The sequence below is a fragment of the Sphingobium rhizovicinum genome (assembly GCF_042647625.1).
In the GTDB taxonomy this organism is placed as follows: domain Bacteria; phylum Pseudomonadota; class Alphaproteobacteria; order Sphingomonadales; family Sphingomonadaceae; genus Sphingobium; species Sphingobium rhizovicinum.
Window position 1 is genome coordinate 2,744,613 of record NZ_JBHRVU010000004.1, and the last position, 13,820, is coordinate 2,758,432.

At 64.7% G+C, this 13,820-nt stretch carries 15 protein-coding genes; 5 read left to right on the plus strand and 10 right to left on the minus strand.

The annotated features are described in order from the left end of the window. The first annotated feature begins 70 nt into the window (after positions 1 to 70). Positions 71 to 1,114: an agmatinase gene (gene speB / locus ACFOKF_RS14410; protein WP_380796467.1), complete on the plus strand. Its 1,044-nt coding sequence runs from the start codon at positions 71 to 73 to the stop codon at positions 1,112 to 1,114. Further along, complete coding sequence (locus ACFOKF_RS14415) at positions 1,111 to 2,523, plus strand: APC family permease (RefSeq protein WP_380796468.1); 1,413 nt, start codon at positions 1,111 to 1,113, stop codon at positions 2,521 to 2,523. Before speB ends, ACFOKF_RS14415 begins: the two co-directional genes overlap by 4 nt. Before the next feature lie 8 nt (positions 2,524 to 2,531). Here ACFOKF_RS14415 and ACFOKF_RS14420 read toward each other — a convergent pair whose 3' ends face one another. The 4 genes from ACFOKF_RS14420 to glmM form a co-directional block, all read right to left on the minus strand. Beyond that, positions 2,532 to 3,131 carry a ribonuclease HII gene (locus ACFOKF_RS14420; protein WP_380796470.1) on the minus strand — a complete coding sequence of 200 codons (600 nt, stop codon included), beginning with the start codon at positions 3,129 to 3,131 and terminating at the stop codon, positions 2,532 to 2,534. Beyond that, a complete protein-coding gene (gene thiD, locus ACFOKF_RS14425) occupies positions 3,124 to 3,894 on the minus strand; it encodes a bifunctional hydroxymethylpyrimidine kinase/phosphomethylpyrimidine kinase (RefSeq protein WP_380796471.1) in 771 nt (256 codons plus the stop codon). The genes ACFOKF_RS14420 and thiD overlap by 8 nt, the downstream gene beginning before the upstream one ends. Further along, positions 3,891 to 4,115 (minus strand): DUF1272 domain-containing protein, encoded by a 225-nt coding sequence (locus tag ACFOKF_RS14430; RefSeq protein ID WP_380796472.1) that lies wholly within the window; start codon positions 4,113 to 4,115, stop codon positions 3,891 to 3,893. The genes thiD and ACFOKF_RS14430 overlap by 4 nt, the downstream gene beginning before the upstream one ends. Positions 4,116 to 4,238: 123 nt before the next feature. Continuing rightward, positions 4,239 to 5,579 (minus strand): phosphoglucosamine mutase, encoded by a 1,341-nt coding sequence (gene glmM / locus ACFOKF_RS14435; protein ID WP_380796473.1) that lies wholly within the window; start codon positions 5,577 to 5,579, stop codon positions 4,239 to 4,241. Between the two features lie 101 nt (positions 5,580 to 5,680). On the opposite strand from glmM, the gene ACFOKF_RS14440 reads away from it, so the two are divergent. Then, entirely contained in the window at positions 5,681 to 7,051 is a 1,371-nt protein-coding gene (locus ACFOKF_RS14440; protein ID WP_380797818.1) for an alanine/glycine:cation symporter family protein, read from the plus strand. 176 nt (positions 7,052 to 7,227) lie between these two features. Here the strand turns inward: ACFOKF_RS14440 and ACFOKF_RS14445 are convergent, their stop codons facing one another. Continuing rightward, positions 7,228 to 7,410 carry a CsbD family protein gene (locus ACFOKF_RS14445; protein WP_380796474.1) on the minus strand — a complete coding sequence of 61 codons (183 nt, stop codon included), beginning with the start codon at positions 7,408 to 7,410 and terminating at the stop codon, positions 7,228 to 7,230. A 94-nt stretch (positions 7,411 to 7,504) separates the two neighbouring features. Beyond that, on the minus strand, positions 7,505 to 8,662 hold the full coding sequence (locus ACFOKF_RS14450) for an N-acetyltransferase (RefSeq protein WP_380796475.1): 1,158 nt from the start codon (positions 8,660 to 8,662) through the stop codon (positions 7,505 to 7,507). Between the two features lie 151 nt (positions 8,663 to 8,813). Here ACFOKF_RS14450 and ACFOKF_RS14455 point away from each other — a divergent pair, with 151 nt between their 5' ends. Next, positions 8,814 to 9,881: a fatty acid desaturase family protein gene (locus ACFOKF_RS14455; protein WP_380796476.1), complete on the plus strand. Its 1,068-nt coding sequence runs from the start codon at positions 8,814 to 8,816 to the stop codon at positions 9,879 to 9,881. Between the two features lie 228 nt (positions 9,882 to 10,109). On the opposite strand, the gene ACFOKF_RS14460 is transcribed toward ACFOKF_RS14455, so the two are convergent. After that, positions 10,110 to 10,901 carry a 3-hydroxybutyrate dehydrogenase gene (locus ACFOKF_RS14460; protein WP_380796478.1) on the minus strand — a complete coding sequence of 264 codons (792 nt, stop codon included), beginning with the start codon at positions 10,899 to 10,901 and terminating at the stop codon, positions 10,110 to 10,112. Next, complete coding sequence (locus ACFOKF_RS14465; protein ID WP_380796480.1) at positions 10,898 to 12,103, minus strand: patatin-like phospholipase family protein; 1,206 nt, start codon at positions 12,101 to 12,103, stop codon at positions 10,898 to 10,900. The genes ACFOKF_RS14460 and ACFOKF_RS14465 overlap by 4 nt, the downstream gene beginning before the upstream one ends. A 144-nt stretch (positions 12,104 to 12,247) precedes the next feature. Between ACFOKF_RS14465 and ypfJ the strand changes: the two genes are divergently transcribed. Next, complete coding sequence (gene ypfJ / locus ACFOKF_RS14470) at positions 12,248 to 13,135, plus strand: KPN_02809 family neutral zinc metallopeptidase (RefSeq protein WP_380796481.1); 888 nt, start codon at positions 12,248 to 12,250, stop codon at positions 13,133 to 13,135. 3 nt (positions 13,136 to 13,138) lie between these two features. Here ypfJ and ACFOKF_RS14475 read toward each other — a convergent pair whose 3' ends face one another. Continuing rightward, positions 13,139 to 13,468 carry a hypothetical protein gene (locus ACFOKF_RS14475; protein WP_380796482.1) on the minus strand — a complete coding sequence of 110 codons (330 nt, stop codon included), beginning with the start codon at positions 13,466 to 13,468 and terminating at the stop codon, positions 13,139 to 13,141. Between the two features lie 83 nt (positions 13,469 to 13,551). Continuing rightward, entirely contained in the window at positions 13,552 to 13,737 is a 186-nt protein-coding gene (locus tag ACFOKF_RS14480) for a hypothetical protein (RefSeq protein ID WP_380796483.1), read from the minus strand. Positions 13,738 to 13,820: the final 83 nt, after the last annotated feature.

Below are 13,820 nucleotides of genomic sequence, written 5' to 3' on the forward strand. Positions count from 1 at the left end.
GGCGCGACCGGATCAGGCCATATGTCATTCACCCCATTGCCGCCCCCATGCCGCCGTCCAGACTGATGCCATGCCCATCGATCCGATCGACCTTGAAGAGCTGCGCCGCCTTTATGCCGGAGGCGGCGGGGCGGATATTCACGATCCCCATTTCCGCGAGGTCGCCGGGCTGCAATTCAAGAGCGGCGACAAGAGGCGATGGCCCTTCGCCCAGCCTTCTACCCTGCTGGACGCGCCCTATGTCGCCGGCGGCCTGGCCCCTGAAACGCTGGATGGGCTGGACGTCGCACTGATCGGCGTGCCGATGGATCTGGGCGTCACCAACCGGCCGGGCGCGCGCTATGGCCCGCGCGCGGTGCGGGCGGTGGACCGGATCGGTCCCTATGAACATGCGCTGCGGGTGGCGCCGATGAATGCGCTCAAGGTCGCCGATGTCGGCGATGTGGCGATGCAGAGCCGCTATGACCTGTCCCTGTGCCATGCCGACATAGAAGAATGCTATGCCATGGTCGGCGCGACGCGGGCGATCCCGCTGTCGGTGGGCGGCGACCATAGCATCACCGGATCGATCATGAAGGGACTGGCGCGCACGCGGGGACCGATGGGCATGGTCCATTTCGACGCCCATTGCGACACGGGCGGCATTTATGAAGGGTCCAAATTCCACCATGGCGCGCCTTTCCGGGAGGCGGTTCTGGCCGGCGTGCTGGACCCGAAGCGATCGGTGCAGATCGGCATCAGGGGCGGCGCGGAATATCTGTGGGAATTTTCCTATGCCAGCGGGATGACGGTGATCCATGCCGAAGAGTGCGCGGCGATGGGCATGGACGCGGTGGTCGCAAAGGCTCTGGAAGTTGTGGGCGACGGCCCGACCTATGTGACGTTTGACGTCGATGGGCTGGACCCGGTTTATGCGCCGGGGACGGGTACGCCGGAAATTGGCGGCCTGTCGACGCGCGAGGCGCTGCACCTGCTGCGCGGCCTGGCCGGGATCGACATCATCGGCGGCGATGTGGTGGAGGTCGCTCCCGAATATGATCCGACGACGCTGACGGCGCAGGCCGCCGCGCAAATGCTGTTTCAATTGCTCTGCCTGGTCCAGTTGCGGCGATGAGCGGCGCGCCCGCCGAACCGGCGCTGAAGCGCGGCGTCACCGGGCCGGGCTATTTCGCGCTCGCCTTTGGCACGATCGTCGGCTCCGCCTGGATGGTGTTGATGGGCGAATGGGTCGCCCCCGCCGGGCCGGGCGGCGCGGTGCTGGCGTTTCTGGGCATGACATTGCTGATGGTGCCAGTCGCCGCCGCCTATGCCGAACTGGTTGCCCGCGTGCCGCGCGCCGGGGCGGAGTTCGTGTTCGTGGAAAAGGCGTTCGGGCCATGGCCGGGCTTCGTCACCGGCTGGTATCTGACGCTCTACTTTGTCGGGATCAGCGCGTTTGAGGGGCTGGCGCTGTCCTGGTTCCTGGAAAATCTGATCCCCTCGCTGAGTGGACAGACGCCGCTCTATACGCTGCTGGGCCGGCCGGTCACGGCGATGGACCTGATGGTCGGGCTGGCGGGCGCGGCGATCATGACTTTGCTCAATGCGTCGGGCGCGAAGGTGGCGGTGGGATTTCAGAAGATCGTGACCTTCGCCTTCCTGACCGCATCGGCGCTGCTGGTGTTGCTGGGCTTTGCGCAGGGTGACATCAGCAACTGGCAGCCGCTGTTCGAGAGCGCGCAGGGGCGCAGCTTTGGCGGCGGCATGTTCGTGATGCTGGGCGTTGCGGGCATGTGGCTGTCCGGGTTCCAAAACGCCGCATCGGCGGTGGAGGAGCGCGCGCCGGGCACCAGTTTCGGCACGGTGGCGCGGGCCATGATGCTGGCGGTTGCGGTCGCGGCGCTCTTCTACAGCCTGATCATCCTGGCCGCTTCGTCGCTCGCGCCGTGGCGCGATCTGACGACGGGCGCGCTGCCAGTCGCCGCCGCGTTCGACCATGCGCTGGCGGGCGGGCTGGCGACCAACGGGATCATATTGGTCGCCATGGCTTCGCTGCTGAAGACCTGGAACGCGATGCACCTGTCGGCGACGCGGGTGATTTTGGCGCAGGCGCGGGCGGGCTTCCTGCCGGCCAGCCTCGCCCATATCGATGCGCGGACCGGCGCCCCGCGACGGGCGGCGCTGCTGGTCGGGTTCTGGACCTGCCTTGGCGTGCTGGCGGGGCGCGGGGCGATCAGTCCCATCATCTCCATGGGGACGATGTGCACCACCGCGATTGCCGCGGTGGCGCTGTTTGCGCTGATGCGGTTGCGGGCGATGGACCGCGTGGTTCCGGCTTTTGCCTTGCCGGGCGGGCGGCCGCTGCTGATGGCGATCGCCGTCGGTGCGACCGTGGTGGCGAGCGCGGCGATCGCCACGCCTTTCGGCATTAGCGAGAGCATGCCGGTGGAGATATGGCTGATGCTGGGCTGGCTGGCTTTGGGCGGGCTGCTGGTGATGGCGCAGCGGCTTTTGATCGGCGCGCCCGCGCCGCAGCCGGCCTGATGCGTCCGCTATAACAGGGTCAGTTGCGCCACCGGGGCGAAGCTGCGGCGGTGGAGCGGGGTCGGGCCATGTTCGCGCAGGGCGGCCATATGTTTCGCGCTGCCATAGCCTTTGTTCGTTTCCCAGCCATAGCCGGGATAGTCGGCCGCCGCCGCGATCATCATGCGATCGCGCTCCTCCTTGGCGAGGATGGAGGCCGCCGCGATCGACAGGCATTTGGCGTCGCCTTCCACGATCGCCGTCGAAGCCCAGCGCCAGTTGGGGCAGCGATTGCCGTCGACCAATATATGGGCAACATCCGGCCCCAGCGCCTCGACCGCGCGGGTCATGGCCAGCATCGTCGCCCAGAGAATGTTGATCTCGTCAATCTCCTCGACCGTCGCGATGCCGACGCCCCAGCAAAGGGCGCGCGCCTTGATCTCGCCTTCCAGCATGGCACGCTTCTTTGCGCTCAATTGCTTTGAGTCGTTGAGGCCATCGGGGCAATCGTGGGCGCGCAGGATGACGGCGGCGGCGACCACCGGGCCGGCCAGCGGTCCCCGGCCGGCCTCATCCACCCCGGCGACAAGGCCGGGATGATGCAGCGCTTCGTGCGAGAAATCAGGCATAGGCGTGGAAACCGAAGGGCGCGCCCATCGGGCCATGACCGCCGCCAAGCCCCGGCGAAAGGCTGAGCGCTTCGCGCACATATTTGCGGCCGCGCTCGATCGCTTCGATCAGGTCCAGCCCCTGCCCCAACCCGGCCGCGATGGCGCTGGCCAGCGTGCAGCCGGTGCCGTGGGTATGGGGCGTGTCGATGCGCGCATTGCTCCATGCCTTGAGCACGCCGCGCGGCGCGATCAGCCGGTCGGTCAGCATCGGCCCTTCGCCATGGCCGCCCTTGGCAAGGACATGGGTGTCGAAGCGGACGGCGATGTCCTGCCCGCCAAGCGCCTCCAGTTCGGGGATATTGGGGGTGACGAGCGTGGCGATGGCCATGAGCTTTTCGAACGCAGCGATCGTCGCGTCATCGGCCAATATCGATCCGCTGGTCGCGACCATGACGGGATCGAAGACGATCGGGACATTGGCCACCTGGGCCAACTGGGCCAGCCGATCGGCGACGGCGTGGGCGGTCTGCGCGCTGCCGATCATGCCGATCTTCACCGCGTCGACGCCGATGTCGCTGATGCAGCTTTCCATCTGCGCCAGCACCATGTCGGTGGGGATCGGGTGGACGCCCTGCACGCCCAGCGTGTTCTGGGCGGTGATCGCCGTGATCGCGGTCATACCGAAGCCGCCGAGCAGGGTCACGGTCTTGAGGTCCGCCTGAATACCCGCGCCGCCCCCACTGTCGGAGCCGGCGATGATGAGGATGCGGGCGGGCGTCATCCCTTGTAATGCCGCTCCGTCGAGGCCGGGTTACTAGCCAGCGCCTTCCCCACCCTCGTCGGGCGGTCCATCAGTTCGCCGCCGCAATTGGGGCAGCGGTCGTCCAGCGCTTCGGCGCAGGGCGCGCACCAGGTACATTCGAAGGAACAGATGAAGGCGCCGGGTTCGTCGGCGGGAAGATCCGTGCCGCAGCGTTCGCAATCGGGGCGCATTTCAAGCATGATAGATATATCCGTTCGGGCTGAGCGAAGTCGAAGCCCCTTTCTGAGCGGAGGCGAAGACACCTCCCTGCGGTCGGCGATGCCCTTCGACTTCGCTCAGGGCGAACGGAAATTTTTCTCGCTTCATGCCGCCGCCTTTTCGACCGCGGCGCAGATGCGCTCGACCACATCCTTCACCTGATCCTCCCGGTCGCCTTCGGCCATGACGCGGATGACAGGTTCGGTGCCGGAGGGGCGGATGACGAGGCGGCCGGCGCCATTGAGTTCGGCTTCGGCCTGAGCGATGACGCGCTTGACCTCGTCATGCTCCAGCGGCTTGCCGCCGGAGAAGCGAACATTCTTCAAAAGCTGCGGCACGGGATCGAACTGGTGCAGCACTTCGCTGGCGGGCTTGCCGGAGCGGACCAAAGCCGCCAGCACCTGAAGCGCGGCGACCGTGCCGTCGCCGGTGGTGGCGTAATCGGACAGGATCATATGGCCCGATTGTTCGCCGCCGACATTGAAGCCGCCCTCCCGCATGCGTTCCAGCACATAGCGGTCGCCGACCTTGGTGCGTTCCAGCGCGATGCCCTGCCCCGACAGGAAGCGTTCGAGGCCGAGGTTCGACATGATCGTGGCGACCAGACCGCCGCCGCGCAGCGTGCCTTCCCGCGCGAAATTGGCGGCGATGAGCGCCATGATCTGATCGCCGTCGACGATCTTGCCCTGTTCGTCCACGACGATCAGCCGGTCGGCGTCGCCATCCAGCGCGATGCCGATGTCCGCGCCCGAGGAAACAACGGTTTCCTGCAAGAGCAGCGGCGCGGTCGAACCGCAGCCGTCGTTGATGTTGGTCCCATTGGGCGTAACGCCGACAGCGACAACGGTGGCGCCCAGTTCCCACAGGGCGGAGGGCGCGACCTGATAAGCGGCGCCATTGGCGCAATCGACCACGATCTTGAGGCCGTCGAGCCGCAGATCGGCGGGGAAGCTGGACTTGACCGCATGGATATAGCGGCCACGGGCGTCCTCGACCCGGCGGGCGCGGCCAATATCCTTCGATGCAGCAAGGGGAATATCCTGCCCCAGCAGCGCCTCGATCTTCAGTTCATCCTCGTCCGACAGCTTGTAGCCGTCCGGCCCGAACAATTTGATGCCATTGTCGAAATAGGGATTGTGGCTGGCGGAGATCATGACGCCAAGGTCGGCGCGCATCGAATGGGCGAGCAGCGCGACGGCGGGCGTCGGGATCGGGCCGAACTGGACCACGTCCATGCCGACGGCAGTGAAGCCGGCGACCAGCGCATTTTCAACCATATAGCCCGAAAGCCGGGTATCCTTGCCAATGACCACGCGATGGCGGTGGCTGCCGCGCAGGAAATGGGTGCCGGCCGCCATGCCGACCTTCATCGCCAGCTCGGCGGTCATGGGCCATTGGTTGGTGCGGCCGCGAATGCCGTCAGTGCCGAAATATTGCCTGCTCATGCCCTTCTCCATGCACCGATCCGGGTCAGGCGATCAACCCGCAGCCGCCACATGAGCAATCTTTAATCGACTTTCCATGCGCAGGGCGGCATCGGCAGATGATGGAAAATTTCAACGCCTTTGTCGACGGCCTGTCCGCCGCCGTCTTTTTCAAGATGCCGCTTTTTGGCGCGCAGATCGAACTGATCGTGCTCTATCTGGCGCTGCCGATGCTGTTCTTCACGCTCTGGCTGGGCTTCCCCAATGTGACCCAGGTCGGGCGGGCGATCCGCATCCTGCGCCGCCAGCCCCAGCATGGCGAGGCGAAGGGCGATGTCAGCCAGTGGGCGGCGCTCTCCACCGCGCTGTCCGGGACGATCGGGCTGGGCAATATCGCGGGCGTCGCGGTGGCGCTGACCATGGGCGGGCCGGGCGCGATATTGTGGATGTTCATCATCGGCTGGTTCGCGATGACGGTGAAGATGGCGGAGGTCACGCTGGGCCTGAAATATCGCGTGTTCGACAGTCGCGGCCATGTGCATGGCGGGCCGATGTATGTTCTCAAAGCCGTAGGCGCGGCGCGGGGCTGGCCGAAGATCGGGATGCTTCTGGGCGGGGCCTATGCCTTTTTCGCTCTGTTCGGCGCGATCCCGATGGTGCAGGTCAATCAAAGCTTTGCGCAGGTGAAGGTCGTGACCGGTATCACCAATGGCTGGGCCTATGGCGTGTTCATCGCCAGCGCCGTGGCGCTGGTGACACTGGGCGGCGCGGCCTGGCTGGGCGAAGTGTCGAAGCGGCTGACCCCGATCAAGGTCGCTGTCTATTTGACCGGGGTGGCGGCGATCCTGATCCTGCACGCTGCCGAAATCCCGTCCGCGCTGGCGCTGATCTGGAACGGGGCCTGGTCGGGCGATGCGGCGACCGGCGGCGCGGTGGGCGCGTTCGTGGCGGGAATGCGGCGCGCGGTCTTCGCCAGCGAAGCCGGGGTCGGCTCCGCCGTGATGGCGCATAGTCTGGCGCGGGCGGAGCATCCGGTGTCGGAAGGACTGGTTGCGCTGCTGGAGCCGCTGCTCGGCACGATGATCGTCTGTGCGCTGGGAGGCCTTGCGCTGGTGGTGGCGGGGACGTGGAATAGCGGGCTGGAGGGGATTGCGATCACATCGGCCGCCTTTGCCAGGGTTTCGCCCTGGTTCCCTTGGCTGCTGGCGGTGGTGGTGTTCCTGTTCGCCTATTCCACCCTGGTCGCCTGGGGCTTTTATGGATTGCAGGCCTGGGGCTATCTGTTCGGCAACGGGCCAAAGGCGCAATGGGTCTACAAGATCCTCTATGTCGTCGCCTTGCCGCCTGCCGCCGCGATTGACCTTGGCCGGGTGGTCGGGATCGTCGACAGCAGCTTCTTCCTGATGGCCATTCCCAATGTCATCGCCCTCTATCTGTGCGCCGGGGAATTGCGGCGGGACGTGCGGGAGTATCTGGCGAAGGAGGAGGCTTAACTTCGCATATTTCCCGCAAGTTTCGACATTTCGTTGCGCCGGGCTGATCCTATCGGAAAGTTTCCTATCCTTCTTTCCATCCCGCTGAAGTAGCGGATTTCCGCCCTGTAGGACAGAAATGCAAAAAGGCCCCGCTCCGATGGAGCGAGGCCTTTTTCCGCGCAGACGCAGTAGCGTTAAATCTTGTCGCCGAAAGCGCCCTTGACCGATCCGGCAATATCCTGCGCCGTGCCCTTGGCCTTTTGCGCCTTGCCTTCGGCTTCAAGCCGTTCATTGTCGGTCGCCTTGCCGATGCCTTCCTTGATCGCGCCAGCCGCCTTGTTGCCGGCGGCCTTCAGCTTGTCGGTTGCTTCGCCCATGTCGATACTCCGTGTTGAAGGGTTTGGAATATCAACGAGGCAGCATGGAAAGAGTTTCCAACGATACGCAGGCGAAACAACGGCTTAACCCAGATTACAGCGCCTTTTCGTAAATCTGGTAGACCTTGTTCACCTTGCTGTCGATCGCGTCGGCAATGGCGTTCATGCCCTGATTATCGTCCAGCACCCAGCCGATTTCGCCGCGGGTCGAGCCATAATGGGCGATCGCGTTGCGGCGGATATATTCGATCATCATGAAGGCGAGCTGGCTGGCCATGCGCGACGACTGGAGACGCTGCACCACGCCCATCAGCGGCACGCGCATCGTCCGGCAATCGGGCTTCTTCAGCCATTTCAGCAGCTTGATCCAGCCGAACGGGAAGAGCGAGCCGTTGAGCGGCGCCACCGCTTCATTCAAGTCGGGCAAGGTCATCATGAAGGCGACCGGCTCGCCATCCAGTTCGGCGACCATGATGAGGTCTTCGAACACGATGGGTTTCAGCTTCTTGCCGGTATGGGCGACTTCTTCATCCGTGATCGGCACGAAGCCCCAATTATTGCCCCATGCGTCGTTCAGGATCGACAGGATGATCGCCGCTTCCTTGTCGAACTGCTTCTTGTCGACCTGACGGATGCGGATGCGGCCGTTTTTCTCGCCCGACTGGACGATGCGCTGAATGAGCGGCGGGAATTGCTTCGTGATGTCCAGCTCATAGGTTTTGAGCTGCTTGGCCGGGGTATAGCCCGCCCCTTCGATCATCGCCTGATAGGCGGGGCTGTTATGGCCCATCATCACCGTTGGCGGATGATCATGCCCCTGGATGAGCAGGCCCGGCTCTTCCCAGATGGAAAGCGAGATCGGACCCAGCACGCGGGTCATGCCCTGACCCCGCAACCAGTCTTCGGCGGTGGCGATCAGCGCCTTGCCGGTCGCGTCATCCTCTGCCTCGAACAGGCCGAAATTGCCGGTGCCCGGCCCCATGCCTTGCTCCACCGGCTGCTGGAGCGCCAGACGATCAATATGAGCGGAAATGCGGCCGACCACCACGCCACCGCGACGGGCGAGGAAATATTGCGCCTGGGCATGGCCGAAAAAGGGATTTTTCCCCGGCGTCAGCAATTCCTTCACTTCGGCCTTCAGAGGCGGCACCCAATTGGGATCCTTGGCGTAGAGCCGCCAGGGCAGATCGATGAAAGCCTTGAGGTCCGCCTTGCCGGAAACGGGAGTGATAACCAGATCGTTCTGCGCCACGGGTGCCGCCTTCAGAGGAAAAGAGGAATGGGGTGCAGTTCGGCGCTTGTTTGCGGAATGTCAATCACGCGCCGGAAACAGATGGGTAACAGGATGAATATGTCATGGTGCTGCCATGATGTTAGCGCATTTGGAAGCTAGGACCGGCCGCATGACAGTGCATGATCCCATAAAGGCCGCCGCGCAAAAGGCACGGGCGGCCATTCCTGACGACAATGCCATGCTGCGCGCCGCGGCCGAAATGTCGCGCGACTATGCCGTGGCCAATCCTCGCATCTACTGGCCCGACATGCTGGCGTCCGCTCTGGTCGGCTGGGCAGCGCTGGGCGGCGCGATGCTGGTTAAGGATGCGGCCGTGGCGATCGGCTGCGCGATCGTGGCGATGATGGCGCTGTATCGCGCGGCAAGCTTCATCCACGAACTGACGCATATCCGCAAAGGCGCCCTGCCCGGCTTTCGTTTCGGCTGGAACCTGATCGTCGGCATTCCGCTGATGATCCCGTCCTTCCTGTACGAAGGCGTGCATACCCAGCATCATGCCCGCACCCGTTATGGCACGGCGGACGACCCGGAATATCTGCCGCTGGCGTTGATGAAGCCATGGTCGCTGCCCTTGTTCATCGTCGTTGCGGCGCTGGCCCCGGTGGGCCTGATCCTGCGCTTTGGCGTGCTGACGCCGCTGTCGCTGCTGATCCCGCCGCTGCGGCGCAAGGTCGTCGCCGAGCTGTCGGCGCTGTCGATCAATCCGGCCTATCGCCGCCGCGCGCCCGAAGGCGACTTTGCGCGCATGTGGCATTGGCAGGAAGCCGGCGCCTGCGTCTTTGCGCTGGCGCTGGTGGGCAGCGTGTTCGCCTTCGGATGGAAGCCGCTGCTGGTCTATATGGGCGTGCATTCGGCCATGACCGTCATCAACCAGTTGCGCACGCTGGTCGCGCATCTCTGGGAGAATGAGGGCGAGGCGATGACCGTGACGGCGCAATATCTGGATTCGGTCAATGTGCCGCCGCCCGGCTATCTGCCCGCTTTGTGGGCGCCGGTGGGGCTGCGTTATCATGCGCTGCATCATTTGCTGCCCAGCGTCCCCTATCATGCGCTGGGCAAGGCCCATGTCCGGCTGATGGCGACGCTGACGGCGGACTCGCCCTATCATAAGGGCAATTATGCCGGCATGCTGCCGCTGGTCGGCAAGATCGCGCGGAGCACGATGACCGCGCGCTGAGCGGCGGGGCGATGATGGCCAAGATGGGCGGGAAGCGGACCATGTTGTTTTCACCGTCATCCCAGCGATGGCTGGGATCTCAGGCCCGGTAAAGCGTCATCTCCTGCGACCCCAGCGTTGACCTTCGGTCGCCCTTCGGGTCGCTGGGGTGACGGGTAATGCCGACGACGGTCATCCTCCTTTCGTCATGCTCACGGGTGCGAATGACGAAAGGAGAGCATCCCGGCCCTATTGCGCGGTCCAGCCGCCGTCGATGCTGAGGTTCGCGCCCGTCACCTGCGCGGCGGCGTCGCTGCACAGATAGAGGGCGGTCGCCGCCACCTGTTCGGCGGTGACGAACTGCTTGGTCGGCTGGCCCGCCAGCAGCACGTCGTTCATTACCTGCTCACGGGTCATGCCCCGCGCCTTCATCGTGTCGGGGATCTGGTTTTCGACGAGCGGGGTCCAGACATAGCCGGGCGAAATGCAGTTGGCGGTGACGCCAAAGGTCGCGACTTCCAGCGCCACCGTCTTGGTGAAGCCGGCAAGGCCATGCTTGGCGGTGACATAGGCCGCCTTGAAGGGAGAGGCGACCAGCGAGTGGGCCGAGGCGGTCTGGATGATCCGCCCCCACTTCTTTTCCTTCATATGGGGAATGGCGAGGCGGGTGGTGTGGAAGGCCGCATTCAGATTGAGCGCGATGATCAGATCCCATTTGTCGAGCGGAAATTCCTCGACCGGGGCGACATGCTGCATGCCGGCATTGTTGATGAGGATGTCGACGCCGCCGAAGCTGTCGGCGGTTTCCTTCATCATCGCCTCGATCTGGTCGACCCTGGTCAGATCATGCCCCGAATAAAGCGCCTTTGCGCCGCTGAGCGCTTCCAGCCCCAGCCGTTCCTTTTCGATCGCATCCTTGTCGCCAAAGCCGTTGATGACGATGTTGGCGCCCTCCCCCGCCAGCGCCTTCGCATAGGCAAGTCCGATGCCCGATGTCGATCCGGTGATCAGGGCGGTCTTGCCTTGCAGGGACTTGCTCATGCCTTTTTCTCCTTGAGATGATCGGGTGCGTCGAGGTCGAAGGTCGCGCTCTTGCCGTCGAGGATATTGCGCGCGATCAGATCGCCCTTGTGCATCACTTCCTCCACCGCGTCGCGCCCCTGCGCCCAGTGATCCAGCATGGTGGAGCGGGAAAATTCGAAATCCTTCGCCCCGCTTTCCCAGTTGCGGGAGCGGTAGATGAGATGGACGATGTTGACCGATCCGCAATCCAGCATGTCGCGCAGCTTCTGCGCTTCGGCCGCGTCCTGCAATTCGGGCGGCAGCTTGTCGAGCAGCGCCTTGATCGCGCCATGTTCGCGGCGCAGGCGCAGATACTGGTCCGTCACCTGCCGGGTGCGGCTGCTATATTGAATATCCTTCATCCGCGAATAGACGTCAGTCATCTGGCGCGGCATCGGCCCTTCGGCCGGGAACAGATCGACTTGGAACACCAGCATGTCTTCGGTCTGGTGGTTGATCACATGGGACAGCGGCGTGTTGGACACGATGCCGCCGTCCCAATACCAGCGGCCGTCGATTTCGACCGGCGGCAGGCCGGGGGGCAGCGCGCCCGACGCCATGATGTGGCGCGCGTCGATGCGGGTGTTGCCGCCGGGACCGCGCGTGTCCCAATAAGCGAAATTGCCGGTTTCCACGTCGACGGCGCCCACCGAAAGCCGCACCGGCCCGTCATTCAGCAGATCCCAGTCGACGCAGGCGTCCAGCGTGTCCTTCAGCAGGCTGCTGTCATAGAAGCTGATCGCGCCCGATGTGCCGGCCGGCATCAGCGGCGCGGGCCACAGGCGAGGGCGGAACATGCCCGGCACGCCGAAGGTGGCGACCGTGCCGGCCGCCATCAAATGCGCGACCTCGCGAATATGATCGATTTCGGGCAGGATGACATTGGGCATGCCGCCCGACACGGTGTACCAGAATTTCTTTAGCCGGCTGATCCGGCGATGCGGCGGATTGCCCGCGATGATCGCGGCGTTGACCGCGCCGATCGATATGCCCGCGACCCAGGTGACGTCGATTCCCAGTTCGTCCAGATGCTCATAGACGCCCGACTGGAAGGAGCCGAGTGCGCCGCCGCCCTGAAGCAAAAGCGCGATTTCGCGGGGAAGGGACAGCGGCGTCCTGGCACGGCGCTGGGGTTTCGCATCGGTCGGCGCGTGGGCGCGCTTGGGTTCGATATCAGCCATGTCGCACTGCAATATAGGCTTTGGCGCGATCATTCCAACTTAATGTCTCGTAACAATTCAGTCACCTGCCGCAACCTTGTCTTGCAAGGACGGTTTTCCGCGCGCCGGGAATGGCGTAGGCAGGGAAGCGAAAGGGAGGGCGCGATGCGGCTCGACGACGAACAGGAAAGCAGCCATTTCGAAGTGCAGGACGGCCGGGGCGGCGGCGGCTTTGGCGGCGGTGGACTGGGTGGCGGCCTGGGCATGTTGCTGCCGCTGATCGGCAGCCGCTTTGGCTGTGGCGGCATCGTCGTCGTGCTGGTGATCATGATGGTCATGGGCATGAACCCGCTGAGCCTGCTGGGCGGCGGTGGCGGTCAGCAGGCGCCGGTGCAGACCGAACGCCCGTCGAGCAACGAACTGACCGATGTACAGCGCATATCGCTCAAGGTGCTGGGATCGACCGAACGGCGCTGGACCGACATCTTCAAGGCGGAGGGGCAGCAATATCCGCCGCCGACGCTGGTTTTCTACAGCCAGAACGGCCAGTCGGGCTGCGGCGCGGCGCAATCGGCGATGGGGCCATTTTATTGCCCGGCCGACCAGCGCATCTATCTCGACACCGATTTCTTCAAGGAAATGGAGACGCGCTTCAACGCGCCGGGCGATTTCCCGATCGGCTATATCATCGCGCATGAAGTGGGCCACCATATCCAGACCATCACCGGCGAGGCCGACCGCATCCGCAAGGCGCAACAGCGCGCGAGCGAAGCGGAGGGCAATGCGCTACAGGTGAAGATGGAATTGCAGGCGGACTGCTATGCCGGCGTCTGGGCGGCGCGCGACACCAATTTGATGGAGCCGGGCGACCTGGAGGAAGGGATGCGCGCGGCCGAGGCGATCGGCGACGATACGCTGCAAAAGGCGGCGGGCCGGCGGCCGGTGCCCGAAAGCTTCACCCATGGCAGCAGTGCGCAGCGGATGCAGTGGCTGCGCAAGGGGCTGTCCACCGGCGATCCGGCCCAGTGCGACACGTTTCAGGGCGCAATCTGACCTTTAGGGTTCGGCGTTGGGCGATCCGGCCGGCGCGCCGCCCGGCGTGAAGCCGGTCGCAGGCGTGGGCGCCACGTCGGGCGAAGCCGTCACCATCGGCTGGCCGGCGTCGGCCATGGGCTGCCCGAATGTCCCGCTGTCATCGGCAGGGGGCGCGACCGGCGTGGGCGGCGGCGCCACGGGTTGCGGGGCGACAGGTTCCGGGGCGGGCGCGGGCGCCGCAGCCTGTGGCTCCGCTGCCGGCTGATGCCGGGCCGGCAGGAAGGACTGCACGCCCATCACGATGATCGGCGCGGCGAGCACTATGGCGATGGCGAAATTGCGGTACATCATGGGGCGCGATCTTCATTATGGGCGATGATTGACCGCGCATCCTAAGCCCAACATGTAAAGAAAGCCCTTAGCCCCTGGGCCGGTCAGTGTCGGTCGAGCTTGGCCAGCAGGGCCGCCATATCGTCGGGCAAGGCTTCGCGCCCCGGCGCATAGGTCGACCGCAGCGCATTGCCCACCCCTTCATGGGGCGCGGGCAGGGACACAGTGACGATGCGGCCATTGCCGCCTTCGCGCCCCGTCGTCGCCTGCCCATAAATTTTGCGCTGCATTTCCATGTCCGAAGAACGGCCATCCGCCATAAAAGTTTCTGGCATTCGTCGCATGCCCGCGCAATAGCGCCGCAGGATAAGGC

Bases quoted from the DNA above. Each gene is read 5' to 3' on its own strand.
- ACFOKF_RS14420 (WP_380796470.1), bottom strand. From the start codon at position 3,131: ATGCCTGATTTCTCGCACGAAGCGCTGCATCATCCCGGCCTTGTCGCC.
- ACFOKF_RS14465 (WP_380796480.1), bottom strand. From the start codon at position 12,103: ATGGCTGATATCGAACCCAAGCGCGCCCACGCGCCGACCGATGCGAAA.
- ACFOKF_RS14440 (WP_380797818.1), top strand. From the start codon at position 5,681: ATGGAAAATTTCAACGCCTTTGTCGACGGCCTGTCCGCCGCCGTCTTT.
- thiD (WP_380796471.1), bottom strand. From the start codon at position 3,894: ATGACGCCCGCCCGCATCCTCATCATCGCCGGCTCCGACAGTGGGGGC.
- speB (WP_380796467.1), top strand. From the start codon at position 71: ATGCCCATCGATCCGATCGACCTTGAAGAGCTGCGCCGCCTTTATGCC.
- ACFOKF_RS14480 (WP_380796483.1), bottom strand. From the start codon at position 13,737: ATGCAGCGCAAAATTTATGGGCAGGCGACGACGGGGCGCGAAGGCGGC.
- ACFOKF_RS14415 (WP_380796468.1), top strand. From the start codon at position 1,111: ATGAGCGGCGCGCCCGCCGAACCGGCGCTGAAGCGCGGCGTCACCGGG.
- ACFOKF_RS14430 (WP_380796472.1), bottom strand. From the start codon at position 4,115: ATGCTTGAAATGCGCCCCGATTGCGAACGCTGCGGCACGGATCTTCCC.
- ACFOKF_RS14475 (WP_380796482.1), bottom strand. From the start codon at position 13,468: ATGATGTACCGCAATTTCGCCATCGCCATAGTGCTCGCCGCGCCGATC.
- ypfJ (WP_380796481.1), top strand. From the start codon at position 12,248: ATGCGGCTCGACGACGAACAGGAAAGCAGCCATTTCGAAGTGCAGGAC.
- ACFOKF_RS14455 (WP_380796476.1), top strand. From the start codon at position 8,814: ATGACAGTGCATGATCCCATAAAGGCCGCCGCGCAAAAGGCACGGGCG.
- glmM (WP_380796473.1), bottom strand. From the start codon at position 5,579: ATGAGCAGGCAATATTTCGGCACTGACGGCATTCGCGGCCGCACCAAC.
- ACFOKF_RS14460 (WP_380796478.1), bottom strand. From the start codon at position 10,901: ATGAGCAAGTCCCTGCAAGGCAAGACCGCCCTGATCACCGGATCGACA.
- ACFOKF_RS14445 (WP_380796474.1), bottom strand. From the start codon at position 7,410: ATGGGCGAAGCAACCGACAAGCTGAAGGCCGCCGGCAACAAGGCGGCT.